This window comes from Microbacterium sp. p3-SID336, from assembly GCF_025143365.1.
Taxonomy (GTDB): Bacteria; Actinomycetota; Actinomycetes; order Actinomycetales; family Microbacteriaceae; genus Microbacterium.
In genome coordinates, this window is record NZ_JALXPE010000040.1 from 13,519 (window position 1) to 36,673 (window position 23,155).

Sequence of the window (23,155 nt, forward strand, 5' to 3'; positions counted from 1 at the left end):
TGACCGGGCTCTTTCCTGCTCTCAATGTCGGTGGCCCTCGCTTGACTGGGAACATGAACCAGCCCCTCGATGTGTTGACGGATGCCGTCGCCGGACTCGACGGCGTGCTGCGTTCCGGATCCATGGCGGCGCTCGGGGCGGCTGAGACGATGGAGCTCCTGAGGCTGGCGGGTGAGCTTCAGCGGCGAGTGGAAGCGGTGACGGTCGAGGCGGTGGCGAATGTCGATCCGCGACCGGCGGGCGCGGGCGAACCGGCCTTCTGCGGGCGGTTCGGGTGCCGATCGATGAACGAGCTGCTGCAGCGGGTCCTGCGGGTCGACGGAGCGGGAGCATCGCGGGTGGTGAAGGCGGCGGGGCTCGTACGGCGGGAGGTGGACCTGTCGTCGGGGGAATGGCTTCCCGCTCGGTGGCCCGCGCTGCGGGAGGCGCTGCTGGACGGGGCCGTCGGAGTGGCGGGGGTCCTCGCGGCCACCGGGCCGTTGGAGCAGGCCGGGGCCCGCGTGTCCATCGGCGACCGGTGGGCGGCGGATGCGCAGCTGGCGGCATACGCACGAGGCCTTGATGCGGTGGACGCCGAAGGCGACGCGGCCGCGCCGACGGAAGACGGCGATGGTGCGGTGCTCGCGGAGAGCGATGTCGTCATGGGCGGCGACGGGGTGGACGAGGGGACGGCCGAGGACAGCCCGACCGGACGCCGGGACGCGGGGCCGTCGGCGACTCCGGAGGACCTGCGGGTGCTGGCTCAGGTGATCGTGCAGTACCTCGACCCGAACGGAGCCGAGCCCGCCGAAGACATCGCGATGCGCGCGCGGGGCGTCGTGCTCGGCCGCGTGAAGGACGGGGTGGTGCCGATCCGCGGCGGTCTCCTTCCGGAGGTCGCGGGGCAGCTGCAGCGCGTCTGGGACGCATACCTCAACCCGAAGGTCGACGGACCGCCGCTCCCCGGCGTCCACTTCGAGCCCTCCGACGCCGATGAGGCGGTGGCCGCCCCCACGCTCGGCGCCGATGAACTGCCGTCAGGGGACGCGAGCGGCATGATCGACGGGCGCACACGGGCACAGAAGCAGCACGACGCCCTGGCAGCGGCACTCGGCGTCGCGGCACGGCACGACGAGATGCCCAGGCTCGGCGGCGCTGCGCCCACCTTGGTCGTGTCCGTGGCCGCCGAGGACTACGCGTCCGGGCGCGGATGGGCAGCCGTCGAGGGTATCGATGCTCCGGCCTCGATGCGCACGGCCGCCCACACCGCGTGCGGCGGAAGCGTGCAGCGGGTCGTGACGGGCGCGGGTGGGCGCATCATCGCCCTCGGAACGAGCGACAGGATCTTCACCGCGGCACAGCGCCGCGCGATCGGGCTGCGCGACGGCGAGTGCCTCATTCCCGGATGCCATGTGCCCGCGGCCTGGTGCGAGATCCATCACGTGCAGGAGCATGCGCTCGGCGGCCCCACGCACACCGACAACGGTGTGGCGCTGTGCTGGCACCATCACCGGACGCTCGACACGTCCGGCTGGCAGATCCGCATGGACGGTGGTGTTCCGCAGGTGCGTGGTCCCGCGTGGTGGGACCCCGCGCGGCGCTGGCGTAGACCCCGCGGTGCACTCCACTCCACGGTGCCGGGCGCGAGGCGAGCGGCTCCCCTCCGAACGTGATTCGGCGGGCGGGCATGACGACGGCTGATGCGGGACCGTCGCTCCGTGTGCTGACAGCTGCGGTGTGTGGGGCTGCTGCGGGATGCTGCGGGGTGCCGGGGAGTGCTGCGGGATGCTGCGAGGTGCTGCGGGGCGCTGCCGGGTGCTGCGGGGGCGCTGCCGGGCGCTGCGAGGTGCTGCGAGGTGCTGCGGAGTGCTGCCGGGCGCTGCGGGGCGCTCAGGAGTGCTGCGGGGCGTCGGGGAGTGCTGCGAGGTGCTGCCGGGTGTCGGGGAGTGCTGCGGGATGCGGCGGGGTGGTGCGGGGTGCGGCGTCCAGTGGCGGGAGGGCTTCTTTCGCACTAGGACATCTGCGGCGCGCTCCGCGACAAGTGCGGCGCGAGAGGGCGGCGGAGAATGAAGGAAGAAGACGACCGGCGTTCGCGCCGCGCCCCGCTCGAAGGAGAGACACCGATGTCCGAATCCGCCGCATCCGCCGCCGCACCCGCCGACGCCGCTCCCGCGACCGCCGAGGCCTCCGGAACCGCTGCCGCAGCTTCCGCGCCGGCGCCGAACTCGGCGGCCGCCGCAGCTGCTGCCCTGCTCGACCGCATCCAGGCGCCGGAGGGTGCCGGGCGGGAGATCCCGGACGCCGCGACGCGCGAGGTCATCGGCCGTGCCCCCGTCGCCTCGGTCGCCGACCTCGACGACGCCATCGCCCGTGCCAAGGCCGCGCAGCCGGCATGGGAGGCGCTCGGCCACGAGAAGCGCAGCGAACTGCTGCTCGCCGCGGCCGACGCGATCGACGCGAACGCGGAGGGTCTCGCGTATCTCCTGTCCCGGGAGCAGGGCAAGCCGCTGAACGGCCCCAACGCACGCTTCGAGCTCGGCGCCTGCTCGGCCTGGCTGCGCACCAACGCCACCACGGTCCTCGAGCCGCAGGTGCTCGTGGACGACGAGACGCTGCACGCCGAGCTCGTGTACAAGGCCGCCGGAGTCGTCGGCGCGATCGGTCCGTGGAACTGGCCGCTCATGATCACGATCTGGCAGATCGGGCCGTCGCTCCGCATGGGCAACACGGTCGTCGCGAAGCCCAGCGAGTACACACCGCTGAGCGTCCTGGCGATGCTGGCCGTCATGAACGAGGTGCTCCCGCCGGATGTGCTGATCGGCGTCTCCGGCGACCGCGAGGTGGGCGCGCGCCTGGCGTCGCACCCGGACATCGCCAAGATCATGTTCACCGGCTCGACGGCCACCGGTCGCCGCATCATCGAGAGCTCGGCAGGCAATCTCGCCCGGCTGACGCTCGAACTGGGCGGCAACGACGCCGGCATCGTGCTCCCCGGCACCGACGCCGCGGCCATCGCCGAAGACCTGTTCTGGGGTGCCTTCATCAACACCGGACAGACCTGCGCGGCCATGAAGCGCCTCTACGTGCACGACTCCGTGTACGACGACGTGGTCGACGCGCTCGCCGCGATCGCCGAGCAGGTCCCCATGGGCAACGGGCTGGACGAGGGGAACGTGCTCGGTCCGCTCCAGAACCGTCCGCAGTTCGACATCGTCAGCCGTCTCGTCGACGACGCGAGGAGTCGCGGCGCTCGCGTCGTCACGGGTGGCGAGCCCGCCTCCGATCTGGGCGAGCTGTTCTACCGGCCGACCATCGTCGCCGACATCGACAACGACGCGGCACTCGTGCAGGAGGAGCAGTTCGGTCCGGCGCTGCCCGTGATCCGCTACAGCGACGTGGACGAGGCGTTCGAGCTGGCGAACGCACTCGACGTGGGCCTCGGCGCCTCCGTGTGGTCGAGCGACCCCGACGCCGCCCGTGAGGTCGCGTCCCGCATGCAGTCCGGCACGGTGTGGATCAACTCGCACGGTGGACTGCACCCCATGGTGCCGTTCGGCGGCGTGAAGAGCTCCGGCTACGGCCTGGAGTTCGGCGTCGAGGGGTTGAAGTCCGTCGCCGTGACCCAGGTCGTCTCCGGCCCGGGCCGGAAGGCCTGACCGTGGCAGCAGACGGGCAGGCTTCGGGCGGTACAGCGGCAGACGGTACAGCAGCGGGCGGTCCCGCGGTAGAGGCTGCCGCGGCGGGGGACCGCGCTGGCGGCGATCGTGTGGGACGCGTGCGATCGGCGATCGTCGTGGGGGCAGGCACCTCCGGAGCCATCGTCGCGCGGCGCTTGACCGATGCGGGCGTCTCCGTGACGCTCGTGGAGGCGGGCGGCTACGACACGAACCCTGCGATCCACGACCCGTCGCGCGCGGGCGAGCTGTGGCACTCCGCCGAGGACTGGGACTTCTTCACCGTCCCGCAGCCCGGGGCGGGCGGCCGGCGGCTGCACCTGCCGCGCGGCAAGGTCACCGGCGGCTCCCACGCCCTCAACGCCATGATCTGGGTGCGCGGCGCCGCCTCCGACTACGACGGTTGGGCCGCAGCGGGCGCGACGGGCTGGGGCTGGTCCGACGTGGAGCCGATCTTCGACGCGATCGAGAACGACCTGCTCCCGGTGACCGACGACTACGCGCTCTCGCCCATCCAAGCGTCGATCATCGACGCCGCGGTGCAGGAGGGGCTTCCGCGCAACGAGAACTACAACGGCGGCACGCTCGACGGCGTCTCGCAGCAGCAGGTGACGATCCGCGACGGGCGGCGGGTGAACACCTGGACGGCCTATGCGCAGCCGGTCGCGGGCGAGATGACGATCCTGACGGGCCGCGCGGTGCACTCCGTGATCGTGCGTGACGGTCGCGCGGTCGGCATCCGCCTGGGCGAGGGGGACGACACCGAAGAGGTCTACGCCGACGAGGTGATCCTGTCCGCCGGCGCCATCGGCACCCCCGTGATCCTGCTGCGCTCCGGGATCGGGCCCGCCGCCGAGCTGGAAGCCCTCGGCATCCCGGTCGTCCTCGACGCGCCGGGCGTCGGCAAGAACCTCCACGACCACTTGCTCTCGCCCGTGGTGTTCGCGACCGATGCGAAGCCTGTGGGGCCGCCCGAGCCGGGGGTCTCGGTGACGCAGAGCCACCTCTTCTGGCGCAGCCGCGAGGGCCTCAGCGAACCCGACACGCAGCCCATCCACTTCTCCGTGCCCATGTGGGGCGAGCTGGAGCCGCGCGGCACCGACGGGTTCACGCTCATGGCCGGACTCGTCACCCCGTACAGCCGCGGCGAGCTGCGGCTCACCGGACCCGGCCTCGACGATCTGCCGCTCATCGACCTCGCGGCGTTGGAGGATCAGCGTGATGCCGAGGCGCTCGCGGCCTCCGTGCGCCAGTGCCGCCGTATCGGCACACGCCCCGCACTCGCGGAGGAGTGGGGCGCGCGCGAGGTGTACCCGGGGCCGGACGTCGAGGATGCCGAGATCGAGGACTGGGTGCGGCGCACGGCCATCACGTACCACCATCAGGTCGGCACGTGCCGCATGGGCAGTGATGCGCAGGCCGTGGTCGACCCGGAGCTGCGGGTGCGCGGCATCGACGGGCTCCGCGTGATCGACGCCTCCGTCATGCCGACCGTGCCGACGGGCAACACCAACGCCCCGGCCGCCATGATCGGCGAGCGCGGCGCCCGCTTCGTGCTGGCGGGCTGAGGAGCCGGCCGTGCGCGCTTCGGTATCGACGACTCCGGCAGGCGCTGCGCGCACCTCGACAGCCTGTGCTGCCGCGCGTTCGGGCGGAGAGGAAGCCGTGGCGCGATTGGTCGGAGAATGTCCTGCCGCGCCGACGGCGGAGGAGACTGCCGCGCGCACCTCGAAAGCCTGCGCCGAACGCGTGGCGGCAGGCGCCGCGCGCACCTCGAAAGCCTGTGCTGCCGCGCGGTCGGCGGGAGAGGAAGCCGTGGGGGAGCGGGCTGCCGCGCGGTCGGTGGGAGGGATTGCCGTGCGGTCAGCGGGAGGGCGGGGCGGCTGGACGACGCAGCGTCGTCAGGAGGGCGGCCAGCGCGTCGTTCAGTCGCCCGTCTCCCGCGGAGTCCGGCATCAGCACGGAGATCATCTGCCAGCCGGCGTTGCGGGAGGCGATCTCGTTCACGGCGGTCTCGATGTCGATGTGGTCCGCGAGCTCTCCGTCCTCCCTGGCCTCGACCAGGCACTGCCGGAACAGGTCCCGCCAGTGCAGGTTGTTGACGCGGTGGATGCGAGTGACCTCCTCGTCTTGCGAGGCGTGGTCCCAGAACGCGATGACCACCTTGGCGTACAGGGGGCCGTTGGGGCTGTAGGGGAGGATCTCGCGGCACATGCGCTCCAGCGCCTCGAGGCCCCGCATCCCCTCGATGCCCGCGTGGATGCGGTCGTTCGCCAGGGTGTACAGCCGCAGGAACGCCGCCGTCAGCACACTGCGCTTGTCGGGGAAGTAGCGCGCGATCGCGCCGTGCGCATATCCGGCCTCGGTCGCGATCTCCCGCATCGTGAGGTTGTCGAATCCCACCCGGATGATCACCTGGGTCGCCGCGTCCGCGATGTGCTGGCGGCGCTCCTCATGGTCCACGATCTTCGGCATCGCACTCCTTCGTTCCCCTCAGACTCTTTCATATGCCGTTTTTAGTCACCACTCGGTGACGAATGTAACCCGATCGTAACCCGCGCCGCCCATGGCGCGAGTACGATCTTTAAAATCACCAGCCGGTGACTAACTCGAAGAGGAGTTCCCATGAACAGCAAGCGACTCGCACGCCGCGCCGCCGGCGCCCTGGTGGCGGTCGGCGTCTTCGCGCTGGCGGCCTGCACCTCGGCGCCGAGCGACACCCCCTCCGGCGGGGGCGGCGAGCTGACCACGCTCAAGGTCGCCACCATCGGCCTCGTCTCGGACGGCGCGCTGATGCTCGGCCAGGAGCAGGGCTTCTTCGAGGAGGAGGGTCTGAAGATCGAGACCTCCGTCGTCGCCAACCCGCCCGCCGGCCTCGCCGCCGCGCAGAGCGGACAGGTCGACATCGCGTACGCCCCCAGCATCCCGCTGCTGAACGCGCTCGCCAGCGGCGTGCCGCTCAAGGTCGTGGCACCCGCCGACGGCTACGTCCCCGGTGCCGCCGACGCCGAAGACCCCGCCGAGGTCGACGACACCGGCCTCTACGCCTCGACGGCGAGCGGCATCACCGAGGTCGCCGACCTGGAAGGCGCCACCATCGCGATCCCCGCACGCAAGGCCCAGCTCGAAGTCGTCATCTCCGACGCGCTCGACCGCGCAGGCGTCTCCCCCTCTTCCGTCGAGTGGGTCGTGCTGGACTTCACCTCGGCCGTCGCCGCGCTCGCGAGCGGCAACGTCGACGCCGCGGGACTCGTGAGCCCCTTCACGGGCGAAGCGGCGGCCGCCGGAGCGACGTTCGTCTCCGCTCCCTCGGTCGGCTTCTTCGAGGAGGGCGCTGTCGGACTGTGGACCGCGGGGGAGAGCACCCTCTCGGGCAAGGCCGACGCGATCGCCGCCTTCCAGCGCGCGATCGTCAAGAGCAACGCCTACGCCATGGAGCACCCGGAGGACGCGATCCAGGCCGGTATCGACGCGACGGGCTCCACGCTCACGGTCGACGAGATCAAGCTGCCCTACTGGCCTGCGGAGGTCGCCCCCATCGACCTGGAGCGCGTGAACGAGAAGCTCGTGAAGCTCGGATTCCTGCCCTCCGCGGTCGACCTCGAGGGCGTCGTCGTCGCCGCGGAGTGATCGCCATGACCCGAACCCCTCTCCTTCCCCCGCTCGTCGGAGCGGCCGGCGTCCTCGCGGCGCTGGCCCTCTGGGAGTGGTCGGCGACCGCCGGCCCGCTCGCCGCCTCGCCCCTTCCCGCCGCGACGGTCGCCCTCGCCGAGGCCGGCCGACTGCTCGCCACCCCCGCCACCTGGGCCGCGCTGGGGGACACGCTCACCATGGCGCTCGTCGGGCTCGTGCTCGCGATCGTGATCGGCGTGGTGCTCGGTGTCGCCATCGGCACCTCGCCGCTCGCGATGCACGCCACGCGCGTTCCCCTGGAGTTCCTCAAGCCCATCCCGCCGATCGTGATCCTGCCGATCGTGGTCCTCGTGCTCGGACCGACGCTGAGCATGGGCATCTTCCTGGTGTTCTTCGGCTGCTTCATCGCGATCGCGGTACAGGCCTCGGCAGGTGTCTTCGACACCGACCCGGTGGCCAGGGCGACGGGCCGCTCCTACGGCATGGGTCGCGGGGAGATCCTCGGCCGGATCGTGCTGCCCAGCGCACTGCCCTACATCGGCACCGCCGTCCGCGTGGCCGCGCCGACCTCCCTCGTCGTGGCCGTGGTCGCAGGTCTTCTCGGCGGTGGTCCCGGCCTCGGACAGAGCCTCCTGCTGTCGCAGATCAGCGGCAACCAGGCGCAGCTGTTCGCCTACGTGCTCATCCTCGGGGCGCTCGGCCTGCTGGTGCAGGGCCTCAGCCAGTGGGGCGAGCGGCGCCTACTGCACTGGCACCCCCAGTACCGGAAGCAGGCCGTGTGATGACGCTCACCACCTCCATCCAGACACCGTCCCGTCTGGCGCGGCGCCGCGGTCAAGGCCCCCTCCCGCGCGGCGTCCTCATCGGCGCCGAGATCGCGGTGCCCGTGCTGCTGCTCGCCCTGTGGTGGTTCGCCTCCGCGGCCTCCACCAACGCGTTCTTCCCGCCGCTGCAGGTGATCCTGCAGCGCCTGTGGCAGCTCGTGCAGACGCCCGCGTTCCTGCTCGACGTCGCCTCCTCCGTGGGCAACCTCGCGCTGTCGTTCGTGCTGGCGACCGTGATCGGCGTGCTGCTCGGCCTCGTGCTGGGCCTGATCCGTCCGCTCAGCTGGTTCGTCGAGCCGACGGTGCACTTCTTCCGCGCCATCCCGCCCGTGGCCCTCGTGCCGATCTTCGTCTCGCTGATCGGCTTCGGCACCGAGACGCGCATCCTCTCGATCACGCTCGCCGCGGTGTTCCCGATCCTCATCTCCACGATCGACGGGGTGCGCGCGGGGGAGCCGACGCTCGACATGGTGAGCCGCGTGTACCGGCTCACCGGACCGGAGCGCCTTTTCTCGGTCATGCTGCCGGCCGCGGGACCCCGCATCCTCTCCGGCATGCAGGTCAGTCTCATCACGGCGTTCGTCGTGATGATCGCGAGCGAGATGCTCGGCTCGTCGACCGGTCTGGGCGCGGCGACCCTGCTCGCGCAGCAGTCCTTCGCGATCCCCGACATGTGGGTGGGCATCCTCGTCCTCGGCATCATCGGCTACGCCGCCACCGCCCTGTTCACCCTCTTCCGGCGCCGCGTGCTGCGCTGGTACATCGCCTCCCAGCAACAGGAGAAGAACGCATGACCATCACCGACCACGCCCCCGTGCGCCTGAGCGTCGAGGGACTCGCCAAGTCCTACCAGACCAAGAACGGTCTCGTCCCCGTGATCGCCGACCTCACGTTCGAGGTGCGCGCGGGCGAGGTGTGCTGCATCGTCGGCCCGTCCGGCATCGGCAAGACCACGCTGCTGAAGTGCCTCACCGGACTGCAGGGCATCACCGCGGGCACGGCCGCGATCGACGGCGTGCCCATCGACGGACCGCCGCAGGAGATGGCGCTTGTGTTCCAGGAGTACACGCGCTCGCTCATGCCGTGGCTCACGGTCGAGAAGAACGTGCGGCTGCCGTTGAAGCACCTCCGTCTTCCCGCCGCGGAGCGCGAGGAGCGGATCACCGCCGCGCTCGCCGCGGTGGGGCTCGCCGGCGCGGAGACGAAGTTCCCGTGGCAGCTCTCCGGCGGCATGCAGCAGCGCGTCGCGATCGCCCGTGCCATCGCCTACCGCCCCGAGGTGCTCGTGATGGATGAGCCCTTCGCCTCGGTCGACGCGCAGACGCGCTTCGAGCTCGAAGACCTGTGCCTGCGGATCCGCGACCAGTTCGGCATGACCATCGTGATCGTGACCCACGACATCGACGAGGCGGTCTACCTCTCCGACCGCGTCGTCGTGCTGGGGGAGCGGCCCGCCAAGGTCACCGAGATCATCGACATCGACCTCGGCGCGCGCGACCAGCTGACCACGCGCGCCCTCCCGGCGTTCGCCGAGCTGCGCACCCGCATCTTCGAGCTGATCAGGAGGGCAGGCTGAATGGCGGCCGCAGACGGCGCCCGCGGGTACGAGCGCTTCGAGGGGATCGCGGCGGAGTTCACGTCGGAGTCCGAGCCGTGGTGGCCGGAGCCGCGGCGGGCGCGCGCGGGCGCGCCCAACGTGATCGTGATGCTGATCGACGACCTGGGCTTCAGCGACCTCGGTCCGTTCGGCAGTGAGATCGAGACGCCGCACATCGACGGACTCGCCGCCGACGGGTGGGTGTTCACGAACTACCGCACCGCGCCCATGTGCTCCCCGGCCAGGGCCGCACTGCTCACCGGACTCAATCCGCACCGCGCCGGCTTCGGCTTCGTGGCGCACATCGACCCCGGCTACCCCGGATTCTCGTGCGAGCTCCCGGCGGCGGCCCCCACGCTCGCCGAGTCGCTGCGCGCGGGCGGCTACGCGACCTTCATGGTGGGGAAGTGGCACCTCACGCTGGAGTCGCGCCTGCACGATGGCGCCGACCGCAGCACCTGGCCGCTGCAACGCGGCTTCGACCGCTACTTCGGCAGCATGGACGGCTTCACCGCCCTGCACCACCCGCACCGCCTCGTGCAGGACAACACGGTGGTGGATGTGCGCGAGTTCCCCGACGGCTTCTTCCTCACGGACGAGCTGACCGACCGCGCGATCGGCATGATCGACGACCTCCGCGTGAACGACCCGGAGCGGCCCTTCTTCCTCTACTACGCGCACACGTCCGTGCACGGGCCGATCCAGGCCAAGGACGTCGACATCGCGAAGTACCGCGGCCGCTACGAGGCGGGCTGGAACCGGCTCAGGGAGCAGCGGTTCGCCCGTCAGCGCGAGCGCGGCATCGTCCCCGCGCACGCGGAACTCCCGGAGGACGCCATCGCCGACGGCGGCAGCATCCCCGCATGGGACGCGCTCGACCCCGAGGAGCAGCGCCTGTTCGCCCGGCACATGGAGGTGTACGCGGCCGCCGTCGACGAGATCGACCAGAGCGTCGGGCGGCTGCTCGACCGGCTGGAGCGCAGCGGTGAGCGCGACAACACCATCGTCGTGATCGCGAGCGACAACGGCGGCACCGCGGAGGGCGGCCCGACCGGCACCCGCAGCTACTTCGCCCAGTTCGGCGCGAACGGACCGATGCCGGAGGGGTGGGTGCGCGACGTGCCCCGCGACGTGGAGGAGATCGGCGGCCCGCGGCTCTTCGGGCAGTATCCGACAGGGTGGGCGCGCGTGTCGAACACCCCGTTCCGCTCGTTCAAGGCCACCACGTACGAGGGCGGCGTGCACGCGCCGCTGATCATCTCCTGGCCGGACGCCCCCGCCGCGGGCGGACTGCGCGACCAGTTCGTGTTCGTGTCCGACCTCGCGCCCACCCTGCTGGAGCTGTGCGGTGTGCCACCGCTCGACGAGCGCCACGGGCGGCCGGCGCCGGTGATGGACGGCGGCAGCATCGCGCGCGTGCTCGCCGACCCGCAGGCCGAGGGGCGCGAGGCGCAGTACTTCGAGTGCGTCGGGCGACGAGCGATCGTGGTGGACGGCTGGAAGGCGCTGTCGACCGTGCCGCCGACGCGCGACGAGGGGCCGGAAGGAGGGGTGTGGGAGCTGTACGACCTCACCGCCGACCCGACAGAGACCCGCGACGTGTCCGCGCAGCACCCCGAGCGCGTGCGGGCCCTCGCGGCGCGCTGGCACGCAGAGGCCTGGCGCAACACCGTGTTCCCGCTGGACGACGAGGGGGCGCTGTTCCGGCTGCGACCCGACACCGAGGAGCCCCTGTCTGCACCCGTCGACCTCATCCCGTTCCGCCCGCCGCTGGAGCGCTTCCGCTCGTCGAAGCTCACGGTGCTGCGGTCGTTCGCGGTGGAGGCGGACCTTGTGGCGCACGCGGACGCCGCCGGGGTGATCGTGGCCCACGGCGACCAGGGCGGCGGCTACCTGCTGGCCCTGCACGAGGGCGCGCCGCTGCTGGCGTACAACGCCTACGGCCGCATGCACCGCGTCCGCGGCGAGGCCCTCGCGGCAGGAGAGCACCGCCTGGTGCTGCGCGTCGACGAACTGCCCGAGCTGCGGTGGCGGCTGACCCTCGACGTGGACGGCCGGGAGGTCGCGTGTATCGCCGAGGTGCCGATGCTGCTCGGCATGGCGCCGTTCACGGGCATCAGCGTGGGGTACGACTACGGCGGCCCCGTCGACTGGGAGCTGTACGAGGCGCACCGCTCGTACCCGTTCCGCGGGGGAGAGCTGCGTCGCGTGCGCTACGTGCCGGGCGACCGCTCGCCGTACGACCCGACCGTGCTGCGCGCCGTGGGCAGAGCGATGCTCGCGGTCGCGGACTGATCGTGGCTGGCGTCGGCGTCTGAGGGGTCGCCGGCGCCAGCTGCTGGGTGTGGACCGTGGGCCCGCGTGCGCGCGAGGTGCACGAGGTGCGCGAGGTGCACGAGGTGCGCGAGTGGGATGAGTGCGTGCGATCAGCCGAGAGCGCGACGGCTGTGTCAGGCCGCGAGGTGGGCCAGCGCGATCAGGGCGAGCGCGACAACGCCGAAGCCGCTCGCGAACACGGTCAGCACGAGCGGCAGGGCCCCGCCCGGCAGGAGACCGTCGGCGCGACCCGTGAGCACGGCGCTGGCCCTGACCTGCCGTCGCCGCGCCGCCACCCACAGCAGCGCCGCCGTGCCCACACCGAGCACGCCGGGCACGAAGCCCCACGCCTCGGTGCCCGCCGGGAGCACCAGCGGGAAGATGCGCAGCGACAGCAGGGAGCCGATCGCGATCGCCAGGGCCGTGCGCCGCCACGCCAGCTCCGTGCGCTCCGGCTGCAGACCGGGGTCGTACGGCCGGTCCGCCTCCGTGGCCTCACGTCGCATCAGTCGCGTCCGCTCAGCGCCACAGCACGCCCGCGAGCACGAGCAGCCCCACCGACACCACGACCACCGCCAGCAGCACGGCGGAGAACGCGCCGGGAAGCGGCCGGGACTGGCGCATCGCCCGCTCCGCGCGCATCCACTCCCACCACGCGAGCGGGGCCACCGCGGTGCCGGCGATCACGAGCAGCAGCGAGGCCGCGAGACGGAAGCCCGGATGCAGGTCGAGCCCGAGGACCTCCAGCGCGACGCCGCCCGCGATCAGTGCGAGGCCGGTGCGCGTCCACGCCAGGAACGTGCGCTCGTTGGCGAGCGAGAACCGGGGGTCGGGCTCCTCTCCGACACGGTAGACGGAGGAGGGGAAGCGGCGCATGGCCTCATGGTAGCGGGGCACCGGCCGCTCAGCGCTCGTGCACGGGGCGACCGGCGAACCAGGTCGACACGACCTCGGTGTGCACGATCTCCTCCGCGGGGCCGCCGATCGCATCGCGTTCGAGGACCACGAAGTCGGCCGACTTGCCCGCTGTGAGCGAGCCGGTCTCGCCGCCGAGTCCCATCGCCGTGGCGGCGTTGATCGTGAAGACCTCCAGCGCCTCCTCCGCCGTGAGCGCCTGCTCCGGCCACAGCGTGCCGGGCGCCCGGCCGAGCGGATCGGCGCGCGTCACGAGTCCCTGCAGCCCCTCGAGCGTGTTCGGCGACTCGCTCACCGGCCAGTCCGAGCCGCCCGCCACGAGCGCGCCCGCGTCGAGCAGCGCGCGGTTGGGCTGCGAGTGCTCCGCCCGCTCGCCCAGCACGTCGGCCAGCGCCTGCGGGATGACGCCCGGGTACCAGATGAAGGGGGAGATGTCGGCGGACACGTCGAGCGCCGCGAGCCGCGGGATGTCGCTCGGGGCGAGGAACTGCCCGTGCGCGATCTGCACCGGGGTGGTGACGCCCTCGCCGCGCACGCGCTCGGCGGCGTCCAGCACGAGCCGCGCCGAGCCGTCGCCCGTGCAGTGCACCTTGGCGCCGAGGCCGCGCTCGGCGACCGCCCGCAGCCAGTCGGTGAGCTCGTCCAGCGTCATCGTTGTCTCGCCGTGGAAGTGCGCGCCGTGCACGGGGTCGGCCGGGTACGGGTCGAGGAACGAGGCCGTGCGCGCGGGCGGCACGCCGTCGAGGAAGATCTTGACGAAGTCTGGACGGTGATGCGCCGTGCGGAACTCCTCGCCGCGGTCGAGCAGGGGCGTGCCGATCGGGTCGAAGCCGAAGATCTCGTCGTTGATGAGCAGCGAGGACACGACCCAGGCGTGCAGCTCGTCGGCGCGGTCGAGCCCGGCCAGCGCGGCCAGGATGTCTACCGAGACCCCGGCGTCCTGGAACGCGGTGATGCCGAACGAGTTGAGCAGCTCCACGCCCCGGCGCGAGGCCGCCGCATGCTGCTCCGGCGACAGTCCGCCGCTGCGGTCGTACGCCTCCTGCACCGGGATGCCCGCGGCCTCCAGCAGCACACCGGTCGGGGTGCCGTCGTCCGGGTCGAGCAGCGTCACCCCCGAGGAGGGAAGGTGCGCGGCCGTGATGCCCGCGAGCTCCAGGGCGCGGCTGCTCGCCCAGCGGTTGTGGCGCGAGTCCTCCATGAGCGCGACAGGGCGCCCGCCGGCGGCCTCGTCGAGGCGCAGCCGCGTCGCCGTGTTCGCGAGCGAGGGCAGGAGGGTCGTGGCGATGGCGCCGCCGACGATCCAGGCGTCCTCCGGCAGGGTGGCCGCCTTCTCGCGCACCCGGTCCAGGATCTCGTCCAGGGTGAGCGACGGCGCGAGCGACAGCTCGAACAGCTCCGTGCGGCCCGCCAGCGCGTGATGGTTGTGCACGTCGACGAAGCCGGGGTACACGGCGGCGTCGCCGACCTCGAGCAGCTGCGTGCGGCGACCGCGGAACGCGTCCACGTCCGACCGGGCGCCCACCGCGAGGATGCGGCCGTCACGGACGGCGAACGCCTCGGCGGCGGGGGCGGAGCGGTCGGCCGTGCGGATCACGGAGCCGGTGACGATGAGGTCGGCGACGTCCGTCATGTCAGATGTCTCCGAAGGTCGCGGGCTCGAGCTCGGGCGTGTGGTGCGTGGTCGACAGCAGCCGGCCGTGGGCGCCGAACGTGAAGTGCGTCGGCACCTCGCCCGTCTCGTCGAGACCGAACAGCACGCCGTGCGAGCGGATCGCGTTCACGTCGCGGTGGTCGGCGATCGTGACCGAGGCGCACGGGATCACCTTCTCGCGCCAGGCGAACACGTAGATGCCGGGACGCACCTCCCACACGCTGTTCTCGTCCGTGTCCGCAAGACCACGCTCGGGGCCGGCGAGGCACTGCCACGAGTACCAGCGCGGGGAGAGGTACACGTGCTCGTAGGCGTGCTCCTCGCTGTACACCCACTCCACGCGGCGGCCGATGAGCGTCATGGTCGGAGCGGCCTCCGCGCCCGTGACCTCCGCGCCCTCGATCGTGCCGGGTGCGAAGTGGTGCTGCACGCGCGTGCGGCCCTGCTCCGGCGCGGGGAGGATGTCGGAGATCACGGCCAGGGAGCGGCCGTGGCGCAGGTCGAGGATGAGCGACACGGCCTCGTTCGGCAGGTAGCGGTGGTGGAACTGCACGAAGTACAGCTCGTCATCGACCTCGAACGCCTCGTAGTCGTCGGTGTCCGATGCGGGCTCGGTGGCGTCGTCCTGCCCGGGGCGGTAGTCCCAGGTGACCGTGGTGTCGTCGAAGCGGTGCACGATGCGGGTGCCGCGGGCGTCGACCACGGTGATCTCGCGACCGCTGAGCGCGGTGCTGTGCGGGGCCCTGTTGGCGTCGAAGCCGGGGGCGAGTCCCTCCAGCGGCAGCCAGGTGGAGGTGTCGGCGGGGTTGAGCGTCGTCGTCATGGGTGTCTCCTTCGTTCGACGGGTGAGGTGTGCGGGTGTCAGCGGTCGCTGAAGCGCTCCAGGTCGGAGGCGAGACCGTCGTAGACGGCGGGCTTGGCGCGCTTCAGGTAGGCGGCGTAGACGATGCCGCCGATCAGCGCGAGCACGAGCAGCAGCGGCATCAGCCGGATCGCGAGCTCCTCCGAGCCGGCCACGATGTTGAAGTTCACGATGGCCAGGATCGAGATCGCGGCGATGCCGAGGAACCCGATGCCGGGGGCGATGAACGTGCTCCACCAGCGCTGGTCGCCCTTGCGGCGGAAGTACACGACGATCGAGATCGCCGCGAGCCCCTGCAGGATCAGCACGCTCAGCGTTCCGAAGCCGAGCATGGCGGGGACGAGCGTGAGGATCGGGTCGGCCCCGGCGATCGCGAACAGGATCGCGACGACGCCGGCGAACCCGGCCTGCACGATGCCCGCGAGCTGCGGGGCGCCGTTGGGGCGGGTGCGGGCGAGGGCCTGCGGCAGGATCCTGGCGCGCCCGAGCGAGTACAGGTAGCGCGTGGCGGAGTTGTGGAACGCGAGCATCGCGGCGAACAGGCTCACCAGCAGCAGCACCATCATCACGGTGGTCAGCGGGCCGCCCAGGTACTGCTGCGACAGCGAGAAGATGAGATCGCCGGTCGGCAGGTGTTCCAGCGCCGTGGCCTGCGCCTGCGCCACGCCGGTCGCGCTCACCACGGCCCAGGTCGTGACGCCCAGGATCACGCCGATCGCGATGATCGAGGTGTAGGTGGCGCGCGGGATCGTGCGCAGCGGCTGCTTCGCCTCCTCGCTGAACAGCGCCGTCGCCTCGAAGCCGAGGAAGCCGGTGGCCGCGAGCAGCAGCCCGATCGGGAGGGAGCCGGAGAACACGGCCTCGGGGCTGAACGCCGACACGTCGTAGCCGGTCTGCACCAGCACGGAGATGTCGAACACGACCAGCATCAGCACCTCCAGCACGAGGCAGACGCCCAGCACCTTGGAGCTGAAGTCCACGCCGATGCGCGCGAGCACGAAGCACACCACGATCGACAGCAGGCCCCACACGAGCCAGTTCACGTCGAGACCGGTGAGGTCGCGGATGATCGTCTGCATGAAGAAGCCGCTGGTGCCGATCGTGCCGACCACGAAGAAGTTGTAGCCGAGCGTCGCGATCAGTCCGGCGACGAGCCCGCCCGTGCGGCCGAGGCCCTTCACGACGAACGCGTAGAACCCGCCCGCGTTGACCAGCTGCTTCGACATCTGCGCGTAGCCCACCGCGAACAGCAGCAGGATCGCCGCGACGAGGAAGAACGACATGGGCGTGCCGCCGCCGTTGCCGAGGGCGATCGCCAGCGACGCGACGACCACGATCCCGGTGAGCGGGGCGACCGCGGCCAGGACGAGGAAGACGATTCCGGCGACGCCGAGGGCGCCCGGTCGGAGGGAGGTGTGGTGGTGCGGCGTCGTGGACGCGGTGATCTGCTCTGCCACGTCGGCTCCTTTGCTCGGTGACGGCCGTGCGGACACGGCATCGACGACGAGGGGAATCGTCGATAGAGCGAGTCTGCTCGTCGGCCGGTCCTGCCGCTTGACCGTGAGCGAAGGACGATGGTGCCACCGCGCACACCCCGCCGTGGCCGGTTCAGGCGCCCCTGCGGAGGGGAGCAGGATGACCGGGACGACACCGCCGCCGTCACTCGGCTCCGACCGGGTGCCCGGCGGCACGGGAGGACGACATGGACCTGCGGCTCGACGGCACGACCGCGCTCATCACCGGCGCGGGGAGCGGTATCGGCCGTGCCACCGCGCTCGCGCTCGCCGCCGAAGGAGTGCGCGTGGCGCTGCTCGACCGCGATGCTGCGGCCCTCCGCGACACGGCGCGGTCGTGCGCGGACGCGGTGCTGCTGGCGGCCGACGTCACGGCGGAGGAGCAGGTCGCCTCGGCGGTCGCGGCCGGGGTCGACGCGCTCGGCGGACTGGACGCGGTGGTGTGCTGCGCCGGGGTCTCCGGTCCCGTCGGCACCCCGGTCGAGCAGACCGCGCTCGAGGACTGGAACCGAGTGCTGGCGGTCAACGTGACCGGGGCGTTCCTCGTGCTCAAGCACGCGCTCCCCGCTCTGCGGAAGGCGGCCGCGGCGTCCGTGGTGCTGCTTGCGAGCGACTCCGCCGTCGTCGCGTCGCCGGGCATGGCGCCGTACTGCGCATCGAAGGCCGCCCTGGTGCAGTTCGGCCGTGCGCTGTCGGTCGACCTCGCCGGCACCGGCGTGCGGGTGAACACCGTGGCTCCGTCGATCGTCGACACCCCGATGAGCCGCGGCGACCTGGGGATCGAGGCCTTCGCCGAGCCGGGCTTTCCGGTGCAGACCGCGGCGGAGGTCGCCGCGCACGTGGCCTACCTGGTGTCGCCGCGCAGCCGGGCCGTCAACGGCACCACGCTGCTGAGCGACTTCGGGTACACCGCCCGTTCGGGTTTCCCGGCCTGACGCGTCCGCGTCGAGCCACGATCGCGCGCACGCGCCAGAGCACACAACAGGAGCACACATGGGAACCGTGGTCGGATCGAGCGTCTCGGGACGCGTCGTCGTCATCACCGGGGGCGGCACGGGCATCGGCGCGGCCGTCGCGGAGCGCTTCGCGGCGGAGGGGGCCCATGTGGTCGTCGTCGGCCGCAGGCCCGAGCCGCTGCAGGAGGTGGAGCGGGCCGTCGGCGCGGTGCCCATCGTCGCCGACGCGGCGGACACGACCTCCGCGAAGGCCGCGGTGGCGGAGATCCTCGCCCGCTTCGGCCGCATCGACGTGCTGGTCGCGAACGCCGGAGGGCACGGCTTCTCGCCCGTGGCCGAGACCGACGACGCGAGCTGGGAGGCGGCGATCCGCGCGAACCTCACCACCGCGTTCACCATGGCGCGCGAGGCGCTCCCGGCGCTGATCGAGGCGAAGGGGCAGATCGTGATCGTGTCGTCCCTTGCGGGGCTCTTCGCCGGTCCGTCGGTGGCCGGATACACCGTGGGCAAGCACGCGCTGATCGGCCTGACCCGCACGCTCGCCCGCGACTACGGTCGGCACGGCGTACGCGTGAACGCGATCTGCCCCGGCTGGGTGCAGACGCCGATGGCGGACGAGGAGATGGACGAGTTCGCCTCGCACGCGGGCCTCGGCTCGCGGGAGGAGGCGTATGCCACGGTCACGGTCGACGTGCCGCTGCGACGGCCGGCCCGTCCGGCGGAGATCGCCTCGGTCGTGCGGTTCCTGGGCTCGGGGGAGTCCTCCTACATCACGGGTGCCGTGATCGTCGCGGACGGCGGCTCGCACGTGGTGGACGTCCCCACGATCGCGTTCGACCACGCCGGCATGTGACAGCGGCGCCGCGGCTGAGCCCGGCAGACGTGGGTACCGCACGACGGAAGCGGGGACTGCGGTCGCCGGGGACGTGACCGAGACCGTGGGCGCGTCGGTGCGGCCGTGATCGGGGCGGTGCCTCCGTGACCGGGGGCGCCGCAGCGGAGGCCGAGCGTCAGTCGATGTGCAGCGCGAAGCCGTCGTCGGACGGGAGCACGCGCACCTGCGTGAGGTCGTCCACGTGCGCGGTGGGGGCGTGCGCTGCGGCGTGCGGGCCGATGCCGATCACGCGCATCCCCGCGGCGTGCGCGGCCTGGATCCCGGCGCCGGAGTCCTCGAACACCACGCAGTCCGCGGGGTCGACCCCGAGCGTGCGCGCCGCGAGCAGGAACCCCTCGGGGTCGGGCTTCGACGCCGACACGCTCTCGGCCGTCACGGTGAGCGCGGGAACCTTCAGCCCCGCCTGGCCCATGCGGGCAGTCATCAGTGCGACGTTGGCCGAGGTGACGATGGCGTGCGGGTGCGACTCGAGACCGGCGAGCAGGGCGTCGGCGCCCGCGATGCCGATCACGCCGTCCACATCCGCCGACTCCGTGGCGAGCATGACCTCGTTCTCGCGGAGGTTGATCTCGTGGTCGCGCTCGGGCAGCAGGATCGCCATGCTCTGATGCCCCTGCCGGCCGTGCACCACGCTCAGCACGGTCGCCGGGTCGAGACCGTGCGGCTCCGCCCACGCCAGCCACAGTCGCTCCACGACGGCGGTCGAGTCGACGAGGGTGCCGTCCATGTCGAGCAGGGCGGCGCGGGCGTGCAGGATCTGGGTCACGCGTTCAGGCTAGACCCCGGAGTTGTGCGCGAGCCGGACCCCGGTCAGCCGCATCCCGCTCAGCCGTGTCACCGCAGCCGTGTCAGCGCCGCAGCCGTGTCAGCGCCGCAGCCGTGTCAGCGTCGCAGCCGTGTCAGCCGCCGCCCCCGTCGCCTCAGCCGCCGAGGTAGGCGCGGTGCAGCAGCTCCGGGTCGTCCTGGAGCGTCTGCGGGGCGCCCTGGAACGACACACGCCCGCCCGCGACCACCACGGCCTCCTGCGCGAGACCGAGCGCGAGCTGGGTGAACTGCTCCACGAGCAGCACGCCCACGCCGGACTGCGCGATCGAGGTCACGATCGGCATCAGGCGCATGAACACCACCGGGGCGAGGCCCAGAGACATCTCGTCGATCAGCAGGATGCGGGGCTTCACGGCGAACGCCCTGGCGAGCACCACCATCTGCTGCTCGCCGCCGGAGAGCAGCGCGGTGGGGGCGTCGATGCGCTTCTCGAGCTCGGGGAACTGCGCCAGCACGGCGTCGATCTCGCCCGCGGTGCGCGCGGTCAGCGAGAGGTTCTCGCGCACCGTCAGAGAGGGGAACACCGCGCGGCCCTGCTCGATGTGGACGATGCCGCGGCGGGCCCTGGCGACCCGGGAGAGCCGGTCGAGGGGCTCGCCGTCGAGGGTGATGCTGCCGGCCGAGTGCGGGGTCACACCGGACACCGACTCGATCAGGCTCGTCTTGCCCGCCCCGTTCGGTCCGACCAGGGCGAGCACCTCGCCGCCGTTCACCCGCAGGGACACGTCGGAGATCACGGGACCGGCGCCGCGGCTCACGGTGACGCCGTCGAGGATCAGTTCGCTCATGTCAGCAGCTCCGTCTCTCCCATGTACGCCTTGACGACGTCGGGGTTCGCGAGGACCTCGGCCTGCGGACCGCTGGCGAGCACGCGACCGAAGTCGAGCACCGTGAGGGTCGGGCAGACCGAGCGCACGAGGTCCAGGTCGTGCTCGATGATGATGAGGGCCACGCCGTAGCGCGACGGCAGCTCGCGCAGCCGGGCGGCGAGGGCCAGGTGCTCCTCGTGCGAGAGGCCGGCGGCGGGCTCGTCGAGGATCAGCAGCCGCGGGCGCGCGGCCACGTTCGCGGCGACCTCCACCAGCCGCCGCGTCCCCACGTCGACGCTCGACAGGCGGGAGCGCGCCGGCGGGCAGCCGAAGAAGGCCAGCACCTCGTCGATGTCGGCCGTGGCGAGCCGGCGCCGCGCCACGAAGCGCACATACGCGCCCACTGTGAGCGCGGGCGGCACGCGGTCCTGCTGGAACGTGCGCCGCAGTCCGAGCCGCGCGCGCCGCGTGGGGGAGAGCCCTGCGAGGTCGCGGTCGCCCAGCAGCACGCGGCCGTCGTGCTGGGGGAGGAAGCCGCTGATCGCATCCACGAAGGTCGACTTGCCGGCGCCGTTCGGGCCGATGAGCCCCATGATCGACGCGGCAGGTACCTGCAGCGACACGTCGTCGAGGGCCTTGAGCGCCCCGAACTGCACGGTCAGGCCCTGCACGGTGAGCACGGGCGCCCCGTCGAGTGCGGCCTCGTCGACCGTCGCGGTGGTCGTGGTGGTGATGACAGCGGCATCGGACTCGGCGTCGGGCGGCAGCGCGGTCAGCGCGGCATTCGCGGTGCGCCGGTCGGCGCGGCGGTAGAGGAGGTTGCGGATGCCCTGGCCGAGGTTCGTGCCGCTCGTGAGCGCCTGCACGCCCAGCACGCCGAACACGACGAAGGCCCAGTCCTGCGGCACGCCCCAGCGCTTCAGCAGCTCGGGCACCAGCACCCACAGCAGTCCGCCGAAGATGGCCATGTCGATCAGGTGCGCGCCGGACATGATCGCCAGCACGTACAGCGCGAGCGACTGCAGCGGGGTGAAGCTGGAGGCGAACGGCAGCTGGACCTGGCCGGCGAGGAGCCCGCCGGAGATGCCGCCGAGCGCGGCGGAGACCGCGAACGCGGTGAGCTTGGCGCTGCGCACGCTCTGTCCCGCCGCCGCCGTGCCGCGCTCGGAGAACGCCACGGCCTTCCAGCTCGCGCCCCAGCGGCCGCGCTGCAGGAAGAACACGCCGAGCGCACACGCCGCGAGCACGATGATCGAAAGGAAGAAGAACTCCCGGTCGTTGGAGAACATCTCCGGCCGCTCGACCGCGGTGCCGTCGGCCGAGCCGGGGAACTGGATCTGCACAAGGGTCACGTCGGCGGCGGCGGCGAACCCGAGGGTCACGACGGCCAGGTTCACCCCGCGCAGCCGGAGGGCGGGGAGTCCGACGAGGATGCCGACGAGCCCGGCGGCGATGCCCCCGAGCAGCAGCCAGACGAGGAACCCGCCGGGGGCCTGCATCACGTTCAGCAGCGAGACGATCCACGCGCCGACGGCGGCGAACGTGAGCTGGCACAGCGCGATCATCCCGGCGGAGCCGGTGACGATGCCGAGGCCGAGGATGGCGATCGCGGCGGTGACCGCGCTGATCGCCAGGAAAACGAAGTACCCGGGAAGGGCGGAGCTGAGGATCGCGCCGACGCCGATGCCGACGGCGGCGACCGCGAACGGCCAGGTGATCCGGAACCAGGGGCGGTCAGCGAGCGGCATCCCACACCTCCTTGCGCTGCGTCCAGAGCAGCAGGACGACGATGAACAGGAACGGGAGGAAGTTGCGCACCAGCGCGACCTCGTCGATCTGGGCGACGAGACCGCCGAGGACTCCGAGCACGACGCCGCCGACGACGGCGAGGTCGAGTCGGCGGAACCCGCCGAGCAGTGCGGCCGCGGCGGCGGGGACGATGAGCATCGCCAGGCTGGTGGCGTCGTTGGACTGCGAGGGCGCCACGATGATGATCGCGATCGCACTGATGACGCCCGTCACGAACCACACGGCGATCGACAGGGGCCGGGAGCGGATGCCCAGCAGCTCGGCCGTGGTCGGGCGCTCGGACAGCGCCCGCAGCTGCGTGCCGACCCTGGTGCGGCGCAGCACGATCCGCACCGCGACCGCCGTCACCACGGCCATCGCGACCGTGGCGACGGTGACCTGGCTGATCACGACGCCGCCGAGAGAGAACGCGGGGCCGGCGATGATCGGCGTGAACGGCTGCGGCTTGTTGCCGAAAAGGATGAACGACAGGGAGATGAGCAGCAGCAGGGGCCCGACGGTCATCGCCGACCGGGTGGTGGTGGACGCCTCCGAGAGCCAGGTCGCCGCGATGAACCCGATGGCGGCGGCGAGCACGCCGGCGACCAGGACGCCGAGGATCGAGCCGAGCCAGATGGGCAGTCCGAGCTCGCGCACGAACCACACGGCCGTGAACGCGCCGAACATGCCCGTGGCCGCCTGCGCGAAGTTGACCACGCGCACGAGCCGGGACATGAGGGTGAGGCATACGCCGAGGACGGCGTAGAGGCCGCCGGCGGCGAGGCCGGCGATGGCGCCTTGCAGCATCAGGCGTCCTTTCTGGTCGAGGGGGTGGGGTGCCGGGGCGGTGCGGCGGGAAGGGGCGTGCGCCCGAGGCACCCGGTGCCTGATCGAGGGGGTGGGGTGCCGGGGCG

20 protein-coding genes are annotated in these 23,155 nt (G+C 72.1%); 10 read left to right on the forward strand and 10 right to left on the reverse strand.

Going from position 1 to position 23,155, the window contains the following annotated elements; genetic code table 11:
• The first annotated feature begins 53 nt into the window (after nucleotides 1-53).
• From M3C17_RS12745 to M3C17_RS12755, 3 genes are all read left to right on the forward strand, one after another.
• Entirely contained in the window at nucleotides 54-1,652 is a 1,599-nt protein-coding gene (locus tag M3C17_RS12745) for an HNH endonuclease signature motif containing protein (protein WP_259978156.1), read from the forward strand.
• A gap of 450 nt (nucleotides 1,653-2,102) precedes the next feature.
• Nucleotides 2,103-3,635 carry an aldehyde dehydrogenase family protein gene (locus M3C17_RS12750; RefSeq protein ID WP_259978157.1) on the forward strand — a complete coding sequence of 511 codons (1,533 nt, stop codon included), beginning with the start codon at nucleotides 2,103-2,105 and terminating at the stop codon, nucleotides 3,633-3,635.
• Nucleotides 3,636-3,754: 119 nt separating this feature from the next.
• Nucleotides 3,755-5,221, forward strand: coding sequence for a GMC family oxidoreductase (locus tag M3C17_RS12755; protein WP_259978184.1), 1,467 nt, complete (start codon nucleotides 3,755-3,757; stop codon nucleotides 5,219-5,221).
• A gap of 295 nt (nucleotides 5,222-5,516) precedes the next feature.
• Here the strand turns inward: M3C17_RS12755 and M3C17_RS12760 are convergent, their stop codons facing one another.
• Entirely contained in the window at nucleotides 5,517-6,128 is a 612-nt protein-coding gene (locus M3C17_RS12760) for a TetR/AcrR family transcriptional regulator (protein WP_259978158.1), read from the reverse strand.
• 150 nt (nucleotides 6,129-6,278) lie between these two features.
• On the opposite strand from M3C17_RS12760, the gene M3C17_RS12765 reads away from it, so the two are divergent.
• From M3C17_RS12765 to M3C17_RS12785, 5 genes are read left to right on the forward strand one after another with little or no spacing between them, the layout of a single operon-like run.
• Nucleotides 6,279-7,283, forward strand: a complete 1,005-nt coding sequence (locus tag M3C17_RS12765) for an ABC transporter substrate-binding protein (RefSeq protein ID WP_259978159.1) — start codon at nucleotides 6,279-6,281, stop codon at nucleotides 7,281-7,283.
• Between the two features lie 5 nt (nucleotides 7,284-7,288).
• On the forward strand, nucleotides 7,289-8,068 hold the full coding sequence (locus M3C17_RS12770) for an ABC transporter permease (protein WP_259978161.1): 780 nt from the start codon (nucleotides 7,289-7,291) through the stop codon (nucleotides 8,066-8,068).
• Entirely contained in the window at nucleotides 8,068-8,904 is an 837-nt protein-coding gene (locus M3C17_RS12775) for an ABC transporter permease (protein ID WP_259978162.1), read from the forward strand. The genes M3C17_RS12770 and M3C17_RS12775 overlap by 1 nt, the downstream gene beginning before the upstream one ends.
• Nucleotides 8,901-9,686, forward strand: a complete 786-nt coding sequence (locus tag M3C17_RS12780; RefSeq protein ID WP_259978163.1) for an ABC transporter ATP-binding protein — start codon at nucleotides 8,901-8,903, stop codon at nucleotides 9,684-9,686. Before M3C17_RS12775 ends, M3C17_RS12780 begins: the two co-directional genes overlap by 4 nt.
• Nucleotides 9,687-12,002, forward strand: a complete 2,316-nt coding sequence (locus tag M3C17_RS12785; RefSeq protein WP_259978164.1) for an arylsulfatase — start codon at nucleotides 9,687-9,689, stop codon at nucleotides 12,000-12,002.
• A 155-nt stretch (nucleotides 12,003-12,157) separates the two neighbouring features.
• Here M3C17_RS12785 and M3C17_RS12790 read toward each other — a convergent pair whose 3' ends face one another.
• The 5 genes from M3C17_RS12790 to M3C17_RS12810 are packed head-to-tail and all read right to left on the reverse strand — an operon-like array spanning nucleotide 12,158 to nucleotide 16,911.
• Nucleotides 12,158-12,529, reverse strand: coding sequence for a DUF202 domain-containing protein (locus tag M3C17_RS12790; RefSeq protein WP_259978165.1), 372 nt, complete (start codon nucleotides 12,527-12,529; stop codon nucleotides 12,158-12,160).
• Nucleotides 12,530-12,542: 13 nt separating this feature from the next.
• A complete protein-coding gene (locus M3C17_RS12795; protein ID WP_259978166.1) occupies nucleotides 12,543-12,899 on the reverse strand; it encodes a YidH family protein in 357 nt (118 codons plus the stop codon).
• A gap of 28 nt (nucleotides 12,900-12,927) precedes the next feature.
• Nucleotides 12,928-14,571, reverse strand: coding sequence for an amidohydrolase (locus M3C17_RS12800; protein ID WP_259978168.1), 1,644 nt, complete (start codon nucleotides 14,569-14,571; stop codon nucleotides 12,928-12,930).
• 1 nt (nucleotide 14,572) lies between these two features.
• A complete protein-coding gene (locus tag M3C17_RS12805) occupies nucleotides 14,573-15,415 on the reverse strand; it encodes a molybdenum cofactor biosynthesis F family protein (protein WP_259978169.1) in 843 nt (280 codons plus the stop codon).
• Between the two features lie 38 nt (nucleotides 15,416-15,453).
• Nucleotides 15,454-16,911 (reverse strand): APC family permease, encoded by a 1,458-nt coding sequence (locus M3C17_RS12810; RefSeq protein WP_259978170.1) that lies wholly within the window; start codon nucleotides 16,909-16,911, stop codon nucleotides 15,454-15,456.
• Nucleotides 16,912-17,156: 245 nt separating this feature from the next.
• Here M3C17_RS12810 and M3C17_RS12815 point away from each other — a divergent pair, with 245 nt between their 5' ends.
• Together M3C17_RS12815 and M3C17_RS12820 are read left to right on the forward strand one after the other, a co-directional pair.
• Nucleotides 17,157-17,903 (forward strand): SDR family NAD(P)-dependent oxidoreductase, encoded by a 747-nt coding sequence (locus tag M3C17_RS12815; RefSeq protein ID WP_259978171.1) that lies wholly within the window; start codon nucleotides 17,157-17,159, stop codon nucleotides 17,901-17,903.
• Nucleotides 17,904-17,961: 58 nt separating this feature from the next.
• Nucleotides 17,962-18,777 carry an SDR family NAD(P)-dependent oxidoreductase gene (locus tag M3C17_RS12820; protein WP_259978173.1) on the forward strand — a complete coding sequence of 272 codons (816 nt, stop codon included), beginning with the start codon at nucleotides 17,962-17,964 and terminating at the stop codon, nucleotides 18,775-18,777.
• A 157-nt stretch (nucleotides 18,778-18,934) separates the two neighbouring features.
• Here M3C17_RS12820 and M3C17_RS12825 read toward each other — a convergent pair whose 3' ends face one another.
• From M3C17_RS12825 to M3C17_RS12840, 4 genes are all read right to left on the reverse strand, one after another.
• Nucleotides 18,935-19,585, reverse strand: coding sequence for an HAD-IA family hydrolase (locus M3C17_RS12825; RefSeq protein WP_259978175.1), 651 nt, complete (start codon nucleotides 19,583-19,585; stop codon nucleotides 18,935-18,937).
• 154 nt (nucleotides 19,586-19,739) lie between these two features.
• Nucleotides 19,740-20,432 (reverse strand): ABC transporter ATP-binding protein, encoded by a 693-nt coding sequence (locus tag M3C17_RS12830; RefSeq protein ID WP_259978178.1) that lies wholly within the window; start codon nucleotides 20,430-20,432, stop codon nucleotides 19,740-19,742.
• The gene (locus M3C17_RS12835) at nucleotides 20,429-22,201 is read right to left on the reverse strand and encodes an ABC transporter permease subunit (protein ID WP_259978180.1); all 1,773 of its coding nucleotides are present in this window, start codon (nucleotides 22,199-22,201) and stop codon (nucleotides 20,429-20,431) included. Before M3C17_RS12835 ends, M3C17_RS12830 begins: the two co-directional genes overlap by 4 nt.
• Nucleotides 22,188-23,048 carry an ABC transporter permease subunit gene (locus M3C17_RS12840; RefSeq protein ID WP_259978186.1) on the reverse strand — a complete coding sequence of 287 codons (861 nt, stop codon included), beginning with the start codon at nucleotides 23,046-23,048 and terminating at the stop codon, nucleotides 22,188-22,190. The genes M3C17_RS12835 and M3C17_RS12840 overlap by 14 nt, the downstream gene beginning before the upstream one ends.
• Between the last annotated feature and the right edge of the window lie 107 nt (nucleotides 23,049-23,155).